Annotated in this window: 8 protein-coding genes, 4 pseudogenes and 1 other annotated feature; of the genes and pseudogenes, 7 read left to right on the forward strand and 5 right to left on the reverse strand. The window is 45.8% G+C overall.

The genetic code is table 11. The annotated features are described in order from the left end of the window. Window positions 1-227: 227 nt before the first annotated feature. Window positions 228-3,431: a DEAD/DEAH box helicase gene (locus tag Q1A48_RS10455; protein WP_299944471.1), complete on the reverse strand. Its 3,204-nt coding sequence runs from the start codon at window positions 3,429-3,431 to the stop codon at window positions 228-230. Beyond that, window positions 3,431-4,279 carry a hypothetical protein gene (locus Q1A48_RS10460; protein WP_299944473.1) on the reverse strand — a complete coding sequence of 283 codons (849 nt, stop codon included), beginning with the start codon at window positions 4,277-4,279 and terminating at the stop codon, window positions 3,431-3,433. Before Q1A48_RS10460 ends, Q1A48_RS10455 begins: the two co-directional genes overlap by 1 nt. Before the next feature lie 1,879 nt (window positions 4,280-6,158). On the opposite strand from Q1A48_RS10460, the gene Q1A48_RS10465 reads away from it, so the two are divergent. The 6 genes and pseudogenes from Q1A48_RS10465 to Q1A48_RS10490 form a co-directional block, all read left to right on the forward strand. Beyond that, window positions 6,159-6,332, forward strand: a complete 174-nt coding sequence (locus Q1A48_RS10465; protein ID WP_299944475.1) for an Arm DNA-binding domain-containing protein — start codon at window positions 6,159-6,161, stop codon at window positions 6,330-6,332. A gap of 78 nt (window positions 6,333-6,410) precedes the next feature. Further along, entirely contained in the window at window positions 6,411-6,704 is a 294-nt protein-coding gene (locus Q1A48_RS10470; protein ID WP_299944477.1) for a hypothetical protein, read from the forward strand. 43 nt (window positions 6,705-6,747) lie between these two features. Continuing rightward, a pseudogene (locus tag Q1A48_RS10475) lies at window positions 6,748-7,484 on the forward strand (IS3 family transposase); the annotation flags it as partial. Then, window positions 7,026-7,142: a sequence feature (AL1L pseudoknot), on the forward strand. It overlaps the preceding pseudogene by 117 nt. Before the next feature lie 852 nt (window positions 7,485-8,336). Then, complete coding sequence (soxC, locus tag Q1A48_RS10480; protein WP_299944479.1) at window positions 8,337-9,662, forward strand: sulfite dehydrogenase; 1,326 nt, start codon at window positions 8,337-8,339, stop codon at window positions 9,660-9,662. Continuing rightward, a complete protein-coding gene (locus Q1A48_RS10485; protein ID WP_299944481.1) occupies window positions 9,649-10,188 on the forward strand; it encodes a cytochrome c in 540 nt (179 codons plus the stop codon). The genes soxC and Q1A48_RS10485 overlap by 14 nt, the downstream gene beginning before the upstream one ends. A gap of 124 nt (window positions 10,189-10,312) precedes the next feature. After that, a pseudogene (locus Q1A48_RS10490) lies at window positions 10,313-10,462 on the forward strand (IS5/IS1182 family transposase); the annotation flags it as partial. A gap of 34 nt (window positions 10,463-10,496) precedes the next feature. On the opposite strand, the pseudogene Q1A48_RS10495 reads toward Q1A48_RS10490, so the two are convergent. Together Q1A48_RS10495 and Q1A48_RS10500 are read right to left on the reverse strand one after the other, a co-directional pair. Further along, window positions 10,497-10,715: pseudogene (locus tag Q1A48_RS10495) on the reverse strand (IS256 family transposase); the annotation flags it as partial. After that, window positions 10,703-11,383, reverse strand: coding sequence for a UPF0175 family protein (locus tag Q1A48_RS10500; protein ID WP_299944483.1), 681 nt, complete (start codon window positions 11,381-11,383; stop codon window positions 10,703-10,705). The pseudogene Q1A48_RS10495 and the gene Q1A48_RS10500, both read right to left, overlap by 13 nt. Before the next feature lie 1,042 nt (window positions 11,384-12,425). On the opposite strand from Q1A48_RS10500, the pseudogene Q1A48_RS10505 reads away from it, so the two are divergent. Next, window positions 12,426-12,704: pseudogene (locus tag Q1A48_RS10505) on the forward strand (DUF4331 family protein); the annotation flags it as partial. A gap of 775 nt (window positions 12,705-13,479) precedes the next feature. Here Q1A48_RS10505 and Q1A48_RS10510 read toward each other — a convergent pair. Continuing rightward, window positions 13,480-13,794 (reverse strand): IS30 family transposase (locus tag Q1A48_RS10510; RefSeq protein WP_299944485.1); only part of this gene is annotated, 315 nt, incomplete at its 5' end.

The raw sequence follows: 13,794 nt of genomic DNA on the forward strand, positions 1-13,794 counted from the left end.
AAATTGCGGCCAAAACGCGTATAAAGATAGTTACCAGGTTATGACCTTTTCTTTCTGTGGCGTATTCAGGTTGAGTTGTCCTCCAAATATACAGCTAAAGTGCTTATGCAGATATCACGATTGATTGAAAAGTTTGCGGTGCAGATTATGCACGGCTACAATCAACTTTTATCTATATTTTCAACAGTTTTAAGTCTTCAAGGTTTCGAGGTTGCTGGGATTAAGCACTACTGCTGGTTTTGAGTAGAAAATTCTTGATGTATAGCTACTCGGCATAATATCTCTTGGTTGGAAAAGGAGAAGGAAAGTTTCTCGGGCGTATCGTATCCGAGACGAACTGCAGTACTTAGCACCTTTACTACATCTGCAGAAAGGCCATTTTGACGCTCGTATGGGTCGATTTCCGTCACAACACGGGTTATTAGTCCCATGATGAACGAGAGGCCTCTTGGTAGGACCGAGTTGACCAGCTCTCTTGCGCGGAGGCAAGCTTGATCAGTTTGCCGCTTTGAGTATGGGCTTCCCCCTAAAGCTTGATCGACATCACATAGTGGTTGACCTGAGATCCAGGATATTATTCCAGGTTTTAGCTCATTTAAGGCTTCACTGGTCAGCGGCTCATTTTTTCTTCTTCCTGTTGCTCCGAGAATGGATGATCTCACCTCAAAGAGAAAAGTATCTCTGGCCTCAAAGTCAGCTCTAAACCAGTCAATAAGCCAAATGGTCCATTCTAGTATAGAGGTAGGAAGAACACCAACGCTTTTTTCAATATTTGATTTTAATCTGGATAGTATATGTGGCGGTAAACCGCTTTGTGATGCAAGGATTGAAAGAGACTGATCAATTCCATTGTTTGCCTGCATTTCAACTAGACGAGTTAGTTCAATCATTCGATCGTTAAATCTTTGCATTTCTCCACTATTCCGTGATCGAAAAGCAGCAAATGATTGTCCAAGATTAAATAGTGTATTTTTATCACTATCTAAATCGCTTAAAGTTGCAAGTCGATTAATCATATAGGTGACGTCATTATCAGCAGTCTCGCCAGTGGATATTCTATCTAAAATAACTTCGAGTGGATCGGAAATCTCAACACAACGATCATCTTCAGGGATTAATGCTTGAAGTTTCTCAACAACAGGAGAGTTTAGAGTACGGTCCTCTGGGAATGAAAGAATAGGTTCTGGAACCAGAAGAACGACCCCATTAGCGAGGTGCCCGGCCCTGCCTGCGCGTGCTGCCGCATTTAGTAGTTCATGGGCTTCTAATGGCTTTCGCCTGCCATTTCCAACAACGGCACGTTTATCTCCCGCCAAAATTGCTAAATGAGCTGGAAGGTTGAGCCCTTGCGCTAATGTTGGCGTGGCAACTATAACCATTGCCCCGCCTTCGCGTTTATACATGCGCTCTGATAGATCTCTTTCCATGCGAAGCATGAATGCATTATGAGGTACGGCGGCATTGCCCTTGGTTAACAGGGAGTGCTCTAAGCCTCCCAGTTCAAGTTCAAGAGCTTCCCATCTTCTCCTCTCCTCTGTAGTGGGCACGATATTGGATGCTAGAGTTCTAGAGATTTCTTTTGCAGTTGAGATTGAGTGAGATCTTTGATTAACAAAGACTATAGTTTTTAGGTTATTTCTAGCGCTTTGTTCAGCAATTTTTGCAGAGACTTTGTTTACATTAGGCGTAATTGCTAATTTACCAGCCTTCATTGATCCAGAAAGAGTCACCGTATCATCTGTTAGTTGCGTGAATGTGCAAGCGGCATTATTATTTTTTATGTCTAGCCAATTATGTTGAAGGCCCCATATCGCATGAGGATTTAAAGTTAGTTCTTTGGCTGCCTCTGAACGTAGGTTGACTGCATTTTTGTTTCTTCGTTGGTTTAACTGTTTTTGCAGCTTTAAAGCTCGACATGTAATAGACTCAATATCGCTCTGTTTGTAAATAACAACGCCACGGGCCTGTCTACTTGGTTTCCATAAAAGGTCTATGTTGATACAATTTCTATCTGTTAATATAGATATCCACTCGGAAAACTCTTTCCCGTTCTCAACCATTGCAGAAAGAAATAGTGTATCTGCTGTAGGCGCGATTTTAATGAAGGCAAGTACGCAAAGCATGCTATCCAGGGAGCGCCGAATTATTTCAGGTTGCGGGCTTAACAAGTGACATTCGTCAAATACGAGAAGCCCTACACTTTCAAAAGAAGCCGGCGAAAAAGAAAGAATTGCTAGGCACCTTTCTGGCGTCATTACTTCTATTTCAGGAAGGATGGCGTCAACCTGAAAAAGCAGGTCAAAATCACTGGAGACAGAAGAACCTAAGATATCTTCTGGGAACATTTCCTGGAGGTCAACGGTAAGCTGTTCAACTAGGGCGTGTGTTGGAGCAAGAAATACCACTTTCTTACCTTGAGCAAGAACACTGGCAATCTTAATGGATGATACTGTTGTTTTTCCCGCACCAGTTGGTAAAACCATTACCGCTGAAACACCGTTCATGTGGAAACCATCGTCGAGAGCTTTGCGATGGTTAGGCCATATGTAGGGAAACTTGTTTGCTCTGAATTTTATCCATTTTCTCCAGAAGTCAGTGTTAGAGCCTTCCGGAGCTGTCAGGTTAGTTAATGATGACTCGGATATGCCGTCATATGCTGACATTAGAAGAGAGGCTAAGTGATGAATACCTGGGTAGCTGTATTCAACTCTATAGTTCGTGTCATTGTTAATTACAACTGCTGACAGGGATTTAACCTTTTCAAAGATGACCCTTGGTGAAGTTATTTGATCGTTTTGTTTTGTCTCACCTAATACGACCATTGCCATAGACGCAATGCCACTAGCTAGTGAATTGAGCATTGCTAGAGTGGCTATTGACTCGTTTGGGGCTATGGGTATGTTCCCAGCTTCAGTTTTTTCTTTGTCGCGAACGATAATACTGGATAGTCTTCCTTTCGCAAGCTCAACGATCTGATCTGTGATTACAGAGACTAGAGGCATTTGATCGTTGTGACAAGTGGAAATTTGTGAGGCTGCCTCATAAGCATCGGCGTACTGTTCTGCAGATAAGAATAAAAGTACTGCTGCAATTTCTGGAGCTAAACGGTCTCGGCTTATATTAGCCTTAGTGTTCTCCTCTTTATTAAGAAATTCTTCTCTACGAGCGATAATCAGCTGGGCACTAGCTGCTACAAATGCAGATGGTCGTCTAATTAATGGATCATCACTGACTGATACGATAAGTTCGTAAGTGTCTGCAATCCTATCGAGACTCCAATCTTCTTGGTCATCAGACTGTTCTTCGCCACCAAGCCTCATGGATACGATCTGAGCGTAGTGTTCAGTCAAAAGCTGAGGCAGGTCGTTTGGGTTAAGGTCTGGTAACTTTGGAGCCGAACGTAACAGTGAAGCTGTCTCTGGGTCATACATCAGTCTTGCACCTCATCCAATTGCTGAATATACGCAACTATCTTGGCGGCCAACGTGTCAAACCAATCCCTTAATGTGTCACCAACAATAAGGCTTGCTCCTATTCGTTGATCTTGATTTATATCTGCTAATCTTTCGTAGCCTCTAAACAAGGCTCTCTGAGCGCTTTCTGCAGAAAATTCGCTGGTTAGAGCAAATCCTGCGCGGTATTGACGGCAGCTGTTATCAAGAACCTTACTAGCCATGGTCATGGATTCTGTGCCAGTGGCGCCGCTTAATTGGATTAGCGTTGCAGCGGCAGAAATAAGTTCCGCACTTCTAGTATTGCTATGCCTGTCGATAAACTCTGGTATTACGCTGTTTCTGAAAGTGTCTCTAGGGTTCTCTGTGCACTTATCTTCAAAGATCGTTGATTTTAAGATGTTGCTGCCATCATCGTTGAGCTCTACCATAATTCCATCTAAGCCCTGAGACGTTGAGCTTAAGTGAGGGTCTTTTATAAAGCATCTGTCACTAGAAACTTGTTTGGCTGCAATCCATGAAATGATCTCAAAGATTAATGCATCGCGTTGATACCTAGGATAACCTATTCTCGGTGTTTGGCTGTTTTCCTGAACAGTGACTTTGATTATTGCTTCGTTCTTTAAAGCTTCGTCAGTAAAGGCTGGTGTGGCGGGTAATAGTTCAACAATTATACGGGCAGCTTCAACAGCCTGTCCCATAACGACAATGGCAATCAGACGGGCCAAATGTTCTTCATTTTCTACTGTCCATTTAGAGCCGACGCAGTGATCATCTATTGGGAATTCAATAATGTCGAGAGCCCTGTTCCTTGCATCCTGAGGCATTAATATCTTATCCTTGCTGCACACATAAGTTTGATCAAAAATCTAGCCGTTATTAGTTACTCAGCCACATTCTTCAAGGTTGGACGGCTGACACCGAAATATTTAGCCTCCCCTGATTTTGTGCCGCCTGAAATCAGGAGCAATGCCTTAGCCATTTTTAATATCGTTATCTACATATTGTCGATTGAAAGGCATCCAGTTATGGAGGTGTGTCCTGGCTATCGGTGCTGACCCTGCGTAGTCGATCCGTATATGATGCCTCAAGTGTAAAACCTTGTACTCACTCCTCACGCTGATAGTTTACGGATTTATTTACCCAAGACCAAGGTGGCTATTTAAGCTTGTTGTAACGGCTTAAATCCGGCCTTCACCCTGTAACACCTTTATTTGGGAGGGGTAGAGATTGGGTTGCCTCCTACCTCCTTTAGTTGGGGCAGAAGCTGAGATGAGGCTAAAGCCCTAATTGCAGAGCTTGAATCCCAAAGTGTAGATTTGCACCTTGGCCCAACTAACGCCATTCGGGGCGACAGTACCATAGGCACTTTTGCCGACGAATGACTGACCGTAGAATATGCTAGCTGGATCAGTTCCACTGCCTCCAGGTCAACCAAACCTTGCAATGGGTCAGATGCTGGTCTGGGTCAAGCGAAGTTGATCGGACTATCCTGATAAACCATGCATTCAGAGAATTAATACACCGCTACTGTAACACCTTTTCTCTGTTACACTTTTGGTGTTACAGAAAGGTGTTACAGTGGAAAGCCAGTAACCACGGGGCCTGCAGCGAAGTTGTAACACCTGTACACCTGTAACACCTTTTTTTTGGAGGGGTAGAGTTTAGGTTGCCCCCTACCCCTTTGGTTGGGGTTGAGGCTGCGAGGCATGGGTAACTGTCTGTGTGTCAGAGGCAGTTGTGGTATGCCTCGGCAGAGTATTTAGATCAGCATCTGCAGCAAGCCAGAAGGGTCTGCAGATTGAACAGACCCTTTCAGAGAGTGGACGCAGGTGGTCTAGCTGACTGCGTAAGTCAAACTTACGGGGTGAACGCGCCCTCCTGAGGGGTTATGCACACAGAGAGTTGGGATTGTAGGTGCTCAGCAGCTGGGGGAACAATTGTAGACAGGGTTCATCCTGAGCTTGGCTGAGGATTAATTACCGAGATCTCGGTATTTCCTTTCAGCGGGTCCTCCTGAAGGGGGTTGCATACGGGTAATTCGGGCCCTGTTCCGTTAACAGAGATATGATTTCCCGAGGGGGGTTATACCCCCTGGTTTCTGTTGTCAGATGCTGCCATAGTTTCCACGATCAAAGAATCTTGGATACCGGCAGGGGAGGGGTGCATCACATACCTGTGGACTTAATACATGAACACCGCCGCCCTAAGTCTATTTTTATGTGAGTTGAATTGAATACAAAAAACCCATTCACTGGGAAATATATCAATCCTCCCCCCTATAGCCCCCGGTGTCTGCTAGCCCTGACCAGCTTCTCTATCTGCTGCTGGACCCAGACCGCCACATTGGCGGCTTGATGTGTATTCAATGGAGGAAACTACACACCTATTACAGGCGACAAAGTGGGATATGTGTCTAGGTTCCTTTTCGCGTCAAAGCTCACCGCTAGAGCGTTCTCAGCAGAGGGCAGGAATAAAAAGTGGTGCTACTTTTGGTGCTACTTTTTATGATTACCATCCTGCAGGCCTTGATATAGCTTACTTTCCGGCCATTTTTCAAGTCCCGCCCTGCCACATCAAAGTTCAAAGAAGTCCGAAATCGTCCGCAACGCCCCGTAAATCGGGGCTTTTTGCTATCTGCAGTGTCCAAAGCCTTCCGCTCCCGTTCGTTGTCATCCGGTGCTATCCGGTGCTATCAAGTTCAGTTTGGCGTTTTCCGGCGTCAAGGTAGCACCAATTGCACTTACCGATACCCAAATCAAGCAAGCCAAACCCGGTGAAAAGAATCAATGGATTACTGATGCTCAGGGACTTCGTTTGCTGATTAAGCCCAATGGCGCCAAGTACTGGCGGCTCAAGTACCACTATCTGGGCAAGTAAAAGACACTGGCAGTTGGTGTGTACCCAGATGTCAGCCTCAAACAGGCTTGACAGAAAGTGGCCGAGCCGGGGCAGCTTTTGTCGGAAGGTACAGACCCATCAGAGAAAAAGCGAGTACAGAAGCACCAAGCACGCGCGAATGTGCAGCGCAGTTTTGCCGCAGTTGCGGAAGAGGGGTGGAACCACCAGAAAGGCACATGGACTGAGGATCACGCCGGGCGAGTGTGGACCAGGCTCAGAGATAACACTTTCCCGCGCATTGGTCAGCGCCCGATTATCGATCTCCACCCCAAAGATGTGATAGGTATTATCCGCGATATCGAAGGTCCGGTCTTTATTACCTTTGCCTTCTCGTACGAACACATTGAATAACCCCGGGTTTCTCGGAGGCAAACTTTCTTGAGGGAATTAGCCAATGAGCAAACAACCTGGATACTCCCCCGAAGTACGGGAACGCGCAGTTCGCATGGTGTTGACCGGCGAGCACGAACATAAATCACGCTGGGCAGCGATTACATCTATCGCCTCCAAGGTCGGCTGTACGCCTGAGACTCTACGATCATGGGTCAACAAGATGGAAGTCGATAACGGCACTAAGCCCGGCACCACTAGTGGCGCCGCAGCCCGCCTTAAAGGGCTGGAGCGCGAAGTCCGCGAGCTGAAGCGTGCTAACGAGATCCTGCGCAAGGCTGCCGCTTTTTTTGCCCAGGCGGAGCTCGACCGCAAACCGAAGTAATGGTGGCATTCATTGATCAGGAGCGTGAGGCGCACGGTGTCGAGTCAATCTGCGAGGTTCTGCCGATTGCACCGTCGACTTACTACCGCTACAAGCATCTACAGGCCAATCCAGAACAGCGCTGTGTGCGCGCTCAACGTGACGATGAGCTGAAGCCTGAGATCCAGCGGGTCTACGAAGAAAATCATCGCGTCTATGGTGCTCGCAAGGTCTGGAAGCAGCTTAACCGTGAGGACGTAAAGGTCGCCCGCTGTACAATTGAACGGTTGATGAGAGTGCTGCAGCTGGAAGGCGTTCGAAGAGGCAAACGTTGCGTTACGACTATCCCAGATCAGCTGGCCGACAAACCGCTGGATCTGGTGAACCGCGAGTTTACGGCGGAGCGCCCCAACCAGCTTTGGGTGGCCGACATCAGTGTGCCGCAGCAAGCTGCGGGAGAGATGAGGGATTGTGGCCCCTCGTCATCGGCATGCAGGTGCTGGTGACAAACCACCTTATGCGGCGACGGCCAAAAGCCGTGGTCGTGAGCGATAAGGAAAAGGCGCCGCAAAAGGCGTCAGGTGTGAAATAGGAAGACGAACAACCGTGAACTGCCGTTCAATTGTCGAAACAGTTCAGATGACATCAAAACCGGGGAGTGATGTTGCTCCGGGATCAGTGCGGACAGAGCCTGCCGATGGGCCGCATGGTGTCCGGCATAGAGGCAGCGTGATCCTGTTTCGGGCTCTCTCCTGGAACTGCGGGAACCTTAGTCGAGCTGGGATTGCCCGGTGGCATCCAGATGCAGTTACAGGGTGAACAACTCACACCAGCAGCAGACACCCGGTTTGCTCAGGTCAGCTATCGACCGGATGACAATACTGGCTTAACGCTGTCGCTGCCAAACGGCCTGGTTGTGCGAGGTGTTTGCGCTGACAATGCGTCAATCGTTTGTCAATTATTAGAGGCGCTGTAATGGCGTGTCACTTTCGTTTGGCCATGCAGGCATGGGAGTCCATTCCTGGCGAGAGCTTATTTTTCTAATGTGGCAGATGTGTACTAATTCATGTTTAGAGGGCTGAACACCACAACAAGCTGGCCCAGCGCCGTCCACTGCATCAAACTAGCTGAATTGCGCTAGCGGTGTGAGCGTATTTTGTCTGAGGATATTCCTCGCAAGGGTAAGCAGCTAAAACTGAATGTGATTCAGAAGAAAATTAATGCTGTGGCAGCTAAAGCTTCACAAGGGCCTGAAGTGGTTTTTTAGCTGACAAGGGGGCCCACTCTAATTGCTTTTTTTCGTCTACATTAAAAATAATTTCATTGATACATCGGCTATCATCATGGCAAGTTCTCACAATAAACTGAGTCACAATGGATTAATTGACCGGCGCAGCTTTTTACGCAGCGGGGCTACCCTACTAACCGCGGTGGCCTCAGCGGGCCTTAGCCCGCCCAGAGCCGCTCAAGATTTTAGTCGCTACCCGCGTTACATGACTACACCTGGGCGTAGTAGTGATAGTTATGGCTTACCATCACAATATGAATCCCAGGTAAAACGCAAGAAAAAGCAGTATTATCAATCAAAAATTTTTACCGAGGCCTTAACTCCCTTGCAAGACTTGCGTGGTATTATCACGCCTAATGGCCTTCACTTTTGTATTCATCATAATGGCATACCCGATATCCCGCCCGATAAACATCGCTTTATGATTCATGGTTTAGTGGATAAACCTCTTAAATGGAACATGGCCGATTTGCTGCGTTACCCGATGATAAGCCGTGTTCAATTTTTAGAATGTTCAGGTAACTCTGCGGCCAATGCAACTAGCGATGAGCCCGTGCAAGGTAACTGCATGGCGCTGCATGGCCAGATTTCCTGTGCCGAATGGACAGGCATTCCGCTGTCGGTATTATTAAATGAAGTCGGCATCAAATCAAAGGCTCGCTGGGCAATGTGTGAAGGGGCGGACGCTGGTTCCCAGGTGAGAAATATACCAATCGAAAAATTACTTGATGATGCAATTATTGCCTTGTATCAAAATGGCGAACGCTTGCGGCCTGATCAGGGCTACCCTATGCGATTATTCTTGCCCGGTTATGAAGGTAACGCAAATATAAAATGGCTTCACCGCATGGAGCTCAGTGACCAGCCTTCGCAAAGTAAAGATGAGCAATCGCTTTACGCTGAATTTGATAACAAGCTAAAGATTCGTCAATTCACACTATATATGGAAGTAAAGTCTGTTATCACCCATCCCTCGGGTTTACAGCAATTACCCGACAAGGGTTACTATGAAATTTCGGGTTTGGCGTGGTCGGGTCGAGGCAAAATTAATACCGTAGAAGTGTCCGCCGATGGTGGAAATTCCTGGCTTCCAGCAACCCTTCAAGGCCCTACTTTGAGTAAAGCGTTTACCCGTTTTACTCTCCCTTGGCAATGGCAAGGTCAAAGCGCTCGATTAATCAGCCGGGCAATCGATGAATACGGCAACACTCAGCCAAGTAGAAAGGAATGGAAGTCGCGCTTTGCCAATTTCACCTTTAATCATTACAATGCTATGCAAATTTGGGAAGTCACGCGCGAAGGCCGTATTAACAATGCCTATAGTTAAATACTTTTTATTGGCTGTCCTATTGAGCGTGGCAGAAAAAAATTTTTCTCAAGAGGATCCCAACCTAGGAAAAACCCTGGGCAATAAAGAGATCACACGGTGGTCGATTACTATTTATCCCTCTGGTGAAGGGTTGCCCGCAGGCAGCGGCAATGCCAAAGAAGGGGAAACCTTATACGCAGTGCAATGCCGCTCCTGTCACGGTGCTACGGGTACAGAAGGGCCTGCCACCCGGTTAAGTGGCACGGCAGGTTTTTATCAGGATTCGACTGACCCTTTACGGGCGTTATCTGTAGGCGCATGGCCCAATGCCACAACAATATTTGATTATATCCGCAGAGGTATGCCGCACTTTTCGCCAAAGAGCCTTAACAATGAAGAAGTTTATCAATTAGTGGCGTATATTTTATTTTTAAATCAACTGATCGAAAAAACAGATGCCCTTAATGCTGACAAGCTAATAACGATTACCATGCCAGAGAAATATAATACGATAGACGTTTGGGCTCAACCTGATCATCGTTAAAATTTGCTAATCTCTATTTCAATCTGCATGTTGAGTATAACGGAGTTTGCGCGTAATAGACGTCCGACCGTTAAATGAGCCAAATCACGCGATTAGAGTCGTAGGTTGTTGAAATAATTAAATGCTGGTAGTAGATTCGGACATGGAATGGGCTTTCATTGATCGAAATTACGTTAAGGCGTACCAACACAGTAGCGGTACTGCCAGTGATCAGGATCATGCGATAGGGAAATGTCGGACGAGGCACACAGGCAAGATCCATTTAGCGGTTGAGAGGGTGTTCAAAGCTCTGTGTCAGCCAAGTAGCCTCATCGGCTGATATATTTCTCCAGGCGATCCGGGAAGTGGATCGTCAGCTGTGACAGCGTCAAGTTCCAGTTCTGGGTTGGGTGTGCCCAGCGCTCGGAGGCTCTCAATATACCGGCGTAAAGCAGCTTGAGTAAGCTGTTTTCATTGGCAAAGCCGCCCTTGATTTTAGTCAGCTTGCGGAACTGGCGGTGTACACTGAAAGCGCTTACCGCGGCTGTCTATTTTGGGCTTGCCCGGCAGGCGTCAATGCCAGTTTATAGATATCTTCTCCCAACCGGAAGTCAGTGCTGTGCACCAGCTTCTTCGCTACTGTCGGGCCGGTGACTTCATCAATGATCAGCACGTCGGCGTTCAGCTCCAAAGAAAGGCCTATGGCCTCGGATTCACCCAGATCCAGATGCTGGGTCAACTTGCTAACTACTGTCTGATTATTGATAGGAGCCACCCTGATCCAGGGAGAAGTGAGTGCCTGAAGTGCACCTGGCTGGGTACGTTTGACTTGTGCCAGCTCCGACAAAGCGGCTGTAGGAATCAGTATCTCGCCGGAAAGCTTCTGGAGGATGTGGAGAGCACCGAACTTGGTGGGGTGGGTTAGTGCGGTGGTATCGCTGATGACAATCCTGTTAATCTTCATTATATCCTTATAGATTGTGGATTTTATATCGTCCACCAAGTCGTCCACCAAGTCGTCCACACCGAAGTTGACGGCTTCCCTCTTCTCTGAAAGCGGGTTATGGAAGTCGAATTCAGACACTCCATTCATCTTTCCCGCCAAAGATCCATGTATGCGCTTGTACTTGTATAAGGTGATGGCCAACAGCTCAGGGGCTTCCCTTTCGTCCACGCTGATTTTCGCCATCAGCACGTCGTCGAGTTCTATATTCATGCCAAATTCTTGCTAAGGTTGCCCGCTTCCAAGGGTACCTCTGGTGTAGCGGTTCCCTGCCGAGCTATCGGTTATACCCCAACCACTCAGAAGGGGCTGCCCTGGCCGCCCCTGGCGGTGGGAACGCCGTTTGGCCGGTTTCACGCACTTCACGTCCTCTTTCGCCTCCACCTCTTGTACGATCCCTCAAAAATATTGAGGAATCGCTATGCACCTGATTCTTCATATCATTCTATCCACCGCCTGGTACGCCAGTACTGGCCATCCTTATTGGCTAGTCCAGGCGAGAGACAGTTTCTGTGGCGGTCGCGTTATGGTAGATGATCAATGAGCGTGGGTCACGGTTTTCCACCATACCCGCTAGGTCAAGCTGTTAAAACTGGACGTGATTCAGAAGAAAATCAATGCAGTGGCTGGCAAAGCTTCGCAAAGGCCTAAGGCATTTTTTATAAGGGCTCGTATTACCGGTTTGGCGATACTGAGAGAAATAGTGTCTAGGATAGTGAAGGCGTACAAAAACACATAAATACAATCGCTTCATGGAAATATGTCAAGTTTGATCTAAACTAACTCGGCGTAAAGGGTATTAAATATTAACAATTGGTTAAATTTATATTTTCTCCCTATATTTAAGATTGAAATACTTCGTATTGTTAAAAACATCAATTACAACAGTGTTTTTGCAGTCCGGCATGACCAAAGGGTATTTACGAAGTATGTTGATAGGCTTGGATTCATTGTTTCTCACTAAGGTGGCAGCTTCAACCGATAGGGTATGCTTATGATAAGGGTAAGGTATTTAGAGTTTTATGGTGTCTACATTATTATAAATAAATAACACAAATATAAAATGATGAGTGTCAGTTAATACTTAAGGGCGCCTCTTAAAATAAATTTTTTTGGTGGCCATAAGCCATGAATAATGGGGGCCTTAGAGCGATAAAATTAAGGAAGCTCAATTTATAGAGGTTTTCTTAATTAATTTGTATTGCAATTTTCTCAATGAGGAGCGATAGATATGCTAAAATTATTTATTTTAACGATGCTTGTATTTTCTTTTAACTCTGCATTTTCTTCCCATCATTGGGAGACTGAGCTGGCAAATAAATATCCTCAATATAACCTTGGCGATGCTTATGTATTTAAATCAGCATCCCCGGGTCACACAACATTTATTTTAACCGGAAATCCTCCGCCAATTGGCAAGGGTGGTGATGCGCAGAATTTAACAAATGCAACTTCTTTTGGTGATAATGGATTGTATAGTTTTCATATTTCAAAAAATAAGAAAATGTCAGAAGGTTTTACTTTAAACTTTAAATTTAATGGCCCATCTTTTGATGTGGGTATACTGGATGAGCCTAACGGTAAAATTGGAATGTTTGGTAGAAAGCTGCTTTCCGGAAAAGTGGGGGAAACAATACAAACAAAAAGCGGAATTAAAATTTGGGCAGCCCGTACATTAGAGCCATACTTTGTAGATGCCTTTGATTTTGGTGCATTTCAAAAAAATATTATGGACGGTAACTTTGATAAGCAAGTTTTCAAAAAACATTACAAGCAAGATATTTTCAAGGATTCAAGAATTAGTAGTATTGTTATAGATATACCCAATAAGCTGTTAGGTGAAAATGTATATTTTTATGGTAGTTCATCAATGAAAGTAATGGGAGGGCATGATGAGTGGATGCAAATAACACGGGTGGCTAATGTTTTGATGCAATATATATTTTTATATAATACGCATCCATCTGGTGTGGTTTTAGACCAGACTCGCCCTGATACAGATCATAAACTTACAAGCTCAATATCTAATAACGTTTTCCGTGCTGTAAGTGAAGCTGGTGGTGTTGGAGGTGGAGTGAAAGCAATATCTGAATATGCCAATCGCGTTGCTGATATGTTAACACCTGATGTGTTGAAGTTTAAAATAGGTAGTGAGGGTGATTACAAGATAGGTGGAGATTCAGGTAGGCCTTTATATGGGGATTCTTCAAATGAAGTTTTTAAAGTTTATACAGGCGTGGCTGTTGATGATTTCATAAGTAACCCAAAAAAATATACCAGCGCGGATTCAACCTTGAAGCGCATACCATTTATGCGGCTTGTGCCGCCAAGTAATTATCCATTAAATCTTCTGGTGTTTCAAAACCTAATGTTTTCCTTGGGCGGTTATTTAAATCGCATACCACTGCATCAACCTCTCCCTGAGTTATCTGTTTAAATTCCGTACTCTTGGGCCAATATTGGCGCAACAAGCCATTCGTATTCTCGTTCAAACCGCGTTCCCAGGAGTGGTAAGGGTGCGCGAAATAAACCTGCGCCCCAAGCTCCTTAGTAATTTTTTCGTGATAGGCAAACTCTTTACCATTGTCCGCCGTGATCGTATGCAATGCCGCCGTATACGGCTT

Origin of the sequence: uncultured Microbulbifer sp., assembly GCF_947489355.1 — a bacterium.
Taxonomy (GTDB): domain Bacteria; phylum Pseudomonadota; class Gammaproteobacteria; order Pseudomonadales; family Cellvibrionaceae; genus Microbulbifer.

What these genes read in the sequence shown, in the direction of transcription:
- Q1A48_RS10485 (WP_299944481.1), top strand. Translation starts at nt 9,649, where the DNA reads ATGCCTATAGTTAAATACTTTTTATTGGCTGTCCTATTGAGCGTGGCA.
- Q1A48_RS10500 (WP_299944483.1), bottom strand. Translation starts at nt 11,383, where the DNA reads ATGAATATAGAACTCGACGACGTGCTGATGGCGAAAATCAGCGTGGAC.
- Q1A48_RS10460 (WP_299944473.1), bottom strand. Translation starts at nt 4,279, where the DNA reads ATGCCTCAGGATGCAAGGAACAGGGCTCTCGACATTATTGAATTCCCA.
- Q1A48_RS10455 (WP_299944471.1), bottom strand. Translation starts at nt 3,431, where the DNA reads ATGTATGACCCAGAGACAGCTTCACTGTTACGTTCGGCTCCAAAGTTA.